Source organism: Dysgonomonas termitidis, assembly GCF_042654545.1.
GTDB lineage: Bacteria > Bacteroidota > Bacteroidia > Bacteroidales > Dysgonomonadaceae > Dysgonomonas > Dysgonomonas termitidis.
In genome coordinates, this window is sequence record NZ_JBHSGN010000013.1 from 1 (window position 1) to 2974 (window position 2974).

The following is a 2974-nucleotide window of genomic DNA, read 5'->3' on the forward strand; positions in this document are numbered from 1 at the left end:
ATCCGTATCCCGGATGACTGGGAAAAGGTAGGGGCTGTAGCGTACCTCGCCGCTGAAGCTGTCGATGATGCGCTGTAACGGGGCGGTGACCGTCACCTCGATCTTCTGGCCCGTCTTCTTGCGGTAGTAGCTGATCACCCCCTGGCGGATATTCTCCTTGCGCAGGTAGGCCATATCCACAAAGCTCATCCCCCGGGCATGGAAGCAAAAGAAAAAGTAGCGCCACGAAGTATAAAGGCCGCTATCTAACGGTGACGATCCTTCCGCAGGCTCACAGGTATCCGCCTTCCGGAGGGTCTGCTGTTCCAGTATAGCCGAAAAGTCCAGGCTGTTCAGCGCGCGAAGGCTTTCCAGATCCAATGCCCGCTTACGGGTTTTCTGGAAGCCCGTGAAAACATGGTCAAAAGGATTCTCACGCCGGGCATCGATCAGTTTTTCCTTGACCGCCTTCCAGTAGATGGCACGCAGCATGCGCATATAGTAAGAGATCGTATTCATGGCCTTGCCCCGCTCCTTGAGGTAGGACTCGAACTCTTTCATCATACAGGCGTTGATCTGGCTCAGGGGGATATCACGCCCCTTATTGAAGGTGATAAGCCCGCGGCTGACGGTGCGGTAAGCACGGGCGGTACGTTCCTGGCCGGCACGCAGCAGGTTCCTGGCCTGCAGTTCGGCAAAGCCGGAAAGGTTGACCGGGTTATACTCTCTATGGTAGCTGCAAAGGATGTCATCAACGGTATAACGCCCCGATTTCTCCAGCCGCCCGGCCGCTTCTTCGAATTGTTCGCCGTAAGCGCAAAGGCTTTCGGTTACCTTGCACAGGTAAGGGTAGCGCGGGGAGTCTTCTTCAGGAAGATGTACCCTTTGCCTGACCTCGTCCCATTCGTGGGGGTAAAGCCGGAAAGGGCTGGTGATGACTTTGACCTTGCGGCTGTGGATCAGGCGAAGGCACAGGCTGCCCTTGCAGCGCGCTCCGCTGACGGACTTGCGCAGGATAAACTTTAATGTGGCCATAATTTAATGCGTTATTGGTATCATATATTATTTGTGAACCTCTCTGTAATTTGTCCCTGAAGACCGGCGCACAGTCCGGAAATCCGGCCGGCGGGCCTGCCGGTGTTAATTCATGATCGTCTAAGCACAAAGGTAAGACAGGCAAGCGGACTCCGGTTATTTCAGCCCGGATATTTATCGCTGGGATAAGATTTATTCACGTTTATCCAATAACCCCATGTCCTTTTATTGTATATAACGTATAATCCATATTATTCAAATTAATCCTTGATCAGATGTTTTAAATTATCATCCTCTTTTATCCGTTTTATTTCCCTTTCCACAATCAGCTTAGCCTCTTCCCTGACACGATCGTAATTGGCCCGGATCTCCTGTTCCATCGTATCGATACCTTCTTCATTCATAAAATCGGTCAGGACAGGAATTTTTTGATATGCTTTTGTTTCGGCAACCACCGCAGCATTATCAATAACAATTTCCGCATGGAATATCTTTTGCCCGATCCGTTCATCAAAATTATCGGAAACAGCACCGTAAGCATTCGGTTTTCTACATCTTGTAACCTCATTTGAAGGTCTTTATCTTTGACCTGTTATATTTTACGGAAGTCTATAACGCAAGTTAGACGACCGTTTAGTTTATGTAAAATGGCAGAAGAAGAGACTAAAACTTATATTGCATATCTCAGACAGAGTACAAAGAAACAAGAAGTAAGTGGGCTTGGTATAGCAGCACAACGAGAGATAATAGAGACCTACTTAAAAGGTGCCTCTATTCTTGAGGAATATATAGAAACCGAGACAGGAAAACGTAGTGACCGTCCCAAGCTCATGGCTGCACTTGTATTATGTCGTCAAAGTAATTCCATCCTAATTTGCGCTAAACTTGATCGTTTATCAAGGAATGTGGCTTTTACCAGTCGGCTATTGGAAAGTGATGTAGAGATTGTCTTTTGCGATTTTCCCCAAGCAAATCGTTTGATTCTACACATCATCAGCTCCATTGCGGAGTATGAAGCAAAATTAATATCCGAGCGTACAAGACAATCATTAAAAGCCAAGAAAGATAGTGGAACAAAGCTGGGTAAACCTGAGAATCTATTAAACAACCATGACAAAGCCATTAGACGAAGTGTTAAAACCAATCAGGATAAGGCGCTTCATAATCAAAATAACAGGCGTGCAACAGCCCTTATCTCTATGATGAAAAAAGAAGGTAAAACTTATACTCAGAGTAATAGTTCGGGTAACCGCGTCTTGCAAAGCCGTACGCGAGTCCTTACCTTTGAGGAAAAAACCTATGGAAGCGAACGAATATGAGCGAGGTGTGATGTTGAGCGAAGCCGAAGGCTTTGCCATGATAGAAAGTTTTTATACAAGTAGACGTGGAGCAGAAGCGTGGTACAGAGGCTTGGGCATGTCCAAGCATACATTCTATAAGTGGAAGCACCGCTACGACGCCTTGCATGCAGAGGGAGCACCGGCGGAGCCGGCAGCAGAACCGGAGCCCTGCCGTCTGGTACCTGTCAGGATAGTAGATACGCCCTCCGGCGAAGTTGTCCGGGGTATAGAGGTGCGCTACCCGAACGGGGTGGTACTGGCCCTTCCGGCTGAGCCGGGCATCGGAATGGGCCAGCTGGCCGAACTGCTAAAACTTAAAGTCTGATGTTCAGCCTGGGAGAAACGGATAAGTATTACTTATATTCGAGTGCCTGCGACATGCGCAAAGGCTTTGACACGCTGCCGGGAATCGTCGCCTCTGTTATGCGGCATGACCCGGCCAGCGGCGAAGTTTTTATCTTTCTTAGCCGCAGCCGGCGAACGCTGAAATTGCTACATTGGGAAAGCGGGGGTTACGTTATCTATCACAAGCGGCTGGAGAAAGGACAGTTCAGCCGCCCCCATTATGATGAAAAGACAGGTTGTTACCGCTTAAAGTGGGTTGAACTGGTGATGATGAC

Annotated in this window: 5 protein-coding genes; 3 read left to right on the plus strand and 2 right to left on the minus strand. The window is 48.5% G+C overall.

Annotated features, from left to right (window positions below):
• Both ACFO6W_RS02450 and ACFO6W_RS02455 read right to left on the minus strand, forming a co-directional pair.
• Positions 1-1014, minus strand: a 1014-nt coding sequence (locus ACFO6W_RS02450; protein WP_379993727.1) for a site-specific integrase, incomplete at its 3' end; no start/stop codon positions are given.
• Between the two features lie 260 nt (positions 1015-1274).
• Positions 1275-1469: a hypothetical protein gene (locus ACFO6W_RS02455; RefSeq protein ID WP_379993728.1), complete on the minus strand. Its 195-nt coding sequence runs from the start codon at positions 1467-1469 to the stop codon at positions 1275-1277.
• A 192-nt stretch (positions 1470-1661) separates the two neighbouring features.
• Between ACFO6W_RS02455 and ACFO6W_RS02460 the strand changes: the two genes are divergently transcribed.
• The 3 genes from ACFO6W_RS02460 to tnpB form a co-directional block, all read left to right on the plus strand.
• A complete protein-coding gene (locus ACFO6W_RS02460) occupies positions 1662-2333 on the plus strand; it encodes a recombinase family protein (protein ID WP_379993729.1) in 672 nt (223 codons plus the stop codon).
• Positions 2314-2679, plus strand: coding sequence for an IS66 family insertion sequence element accessory protein TnpA (tnpA, locus tag ACFO6W_RS02465; RefSeq protein WP_379993731.1), 366 nt, complete (start codon positions 2314-2316; stop codon positions 2677-2679). The genes ACFO6W_RS02460 and tnpA overlap by 20 nt, the downstream gene beginning before the upstream one ends.
• Positions 2679-2974: IS66 family insertion sequence element accessory protein TnpB (tnpB, locus tag ACFO6W_RS02470; protein WP_379993732.1), on the plus strand; the 296-nt coding region annotated here is incomplete at its 3' end. The genes tnpA and tnpB, both read left to right, overlap by 1 nt.

Coding starts and splice junctions, on each gene's coding strand:
- ACFO6W_RS02460 (WP_379993729.1), top strand. CDS start 1,662: ATGGCAGAAGAAGAGACTAAAACTTATATTGCATATCTCAGACAGAGT.
- tnpA (WP_379993731.1), top strand. CDS start 2,314: ATGGAAGCGAACGAATATGAGCGAGGTGTGATGTTGAGCGAAGCCGAA.